This is a genomic window from Haloferula luteola (assembly GCF_014201715.1).
GTDB classification, from domain to species: Bacteria; Verrucomicrobiota; Verrucomicrobiia; order Verrucomicrobiales; family Akkermansiaceae; genus Haloferula; species Haloferula luteola.
The window spans coordinates 1-1,358 of sequence record NZ_JACHFD010000076.1 but is presented as its reverse complement, the minus strand read 5'-3'; the positions used below and the strand labels follow the sequence as shown (position 1 = coordinate 1,358).

Annotated in this window: 2 protein-coding genes; both read right to left on the bottom strand. The window is 61.6% G+C overall.

Features of this window, described 5'->3' with window-relative positions:
- Positions 1–40: 40 nt before the first annotated feature.
- Entirely contained in the window at positions 41–892 is an 852-nt protein-coding gene (locus HNR46_RS20525; protein ID WP_184022583.1) for an IS3 family transposase, read from the bottom strand.
- A complete protein-coding gene (locus HNR46_RS20520) occupies positions 889–1,212 on the bottom strand; it encodes a DUF1153 domain-containing protein (RefSeq protein ID WP_184022580.1) in 324 nt (107 codons plus the stop codon). The genes HNR46_RS20525 and HNR46_RS20520 overlap by 4 nt, the downstream gene beginning before the upstream one ends.
- Between the last annotated feature and the right edge of the window lie 146 nt (positions 1,213–1,358).

The window sequence follows — 1,358 nt, the reverse complement described above, 5'->3', positions numbered from 1 at the left end:
TGTAGTGCTCCCTTGGAAGTTGGACAGCCTTGGTTTTTATTCAGGCTGCGGTGTTGCATTGTGCTTGGTGGTATTGGGTTGGTGACTTGTATTTGAGGGCCTGGTGAGGGCGGCGGTGGTTGTAGTGTTGGATCCATGCGCGCAGCGCGAAGCGCGCGTGCTCAATGGACTGGTAGTTGCGGACCCATGCAAACTCCTCCTTGAAGGTCTTGATGAAGCGTTCGCAGAGGCCGTTCTGCTGGGGCGTGTAGGGGGTGATGTATTCTTGGGTGAGGCCGTAGTCGGTGACGACGGCCCGGTATTGGCGCGAGCCGAAGACCAGGCCGTTGTCGTGGCGGAGCAGCATGCCCTTTGGTGCGCTGCGCAGCGTGCCGAAGCGCGCGAGCAATGCCTCTTCGAGTGCTCGCTCGGCGGTCTTGGACCGGCCGGTGAGTTCCAATGCGTAACCGAGGACTTCGCGGGTGCAACAGTCGATGACTGGGACAAAAACGCACCAGCCGTCGCGGCCGCAATGGATCATGGCCAGGTCTGTGGCCCAGCGCTGGTCAGGCTGATCGGCGACCGAGGTTGAGCCCTTCACGCGGGGACGACGACCTGACCGCCGCTTGGGCAAGGTCCAGCCCTTGAGCCTCATGATCCGGTGGACCTTCTTGCGGTTGACCTCGACGCCATCGATGAAACGCAGACGGCTCCAGGTGCCGCGCACGCCACAGGCAGGCTCTTTGCGGTGGATTTGCTTGATCCGCGCGGCCATGGCTTCGTCGATCGATCGCTCGCGTCGTTGGCGCGCTTGGTAGTAGGCGCTGGAATGCGCCAGACCGAGCCACTTGCAGAGCTTGGTGACGGGGACCTGTTTGCCCGACGCGAGCAAGGTGTTGCGGACCTTGTTCATGATCTCCCGTCGGGCAACGGCTTTCCCTGCACATCGCAGGCGATTTTGTAGACCTCCATCTGCATGGTGAGGTCGCCGATCTTGGCGAGGAGGTCCTTCTCCTTGGCCTTGTGACGTGCCTCGGCGTCACGCGGGTGGGAGCGCAAGGCCTCGGTGCCCATGGAGACGAAGTCGTCCATCCATTGCTCGACCTCGCCAACGGTCAGGTCGTGACTTCGGGCAACTTCCGTGGCGGTGGTCTTGCCCTTGATAATGTCCATCACCACCGCGGCCTTGCGGCGGGATGTCCAGCGTTTGATCTCTTCGGGTTCTTCGCTCATGACCGGATCGGAGTGTGAAGGTTTTGCGGGGCGGCGTCGATCTCGTCGCGGCCGAACAAAGTCCCCGACTTCGTCTGATAGGGGACCTTTGTCCGTCGCTCCTCGAGCTCCTTATTGTCTGTCCAACTCTTCAGGGGGACGCTCCA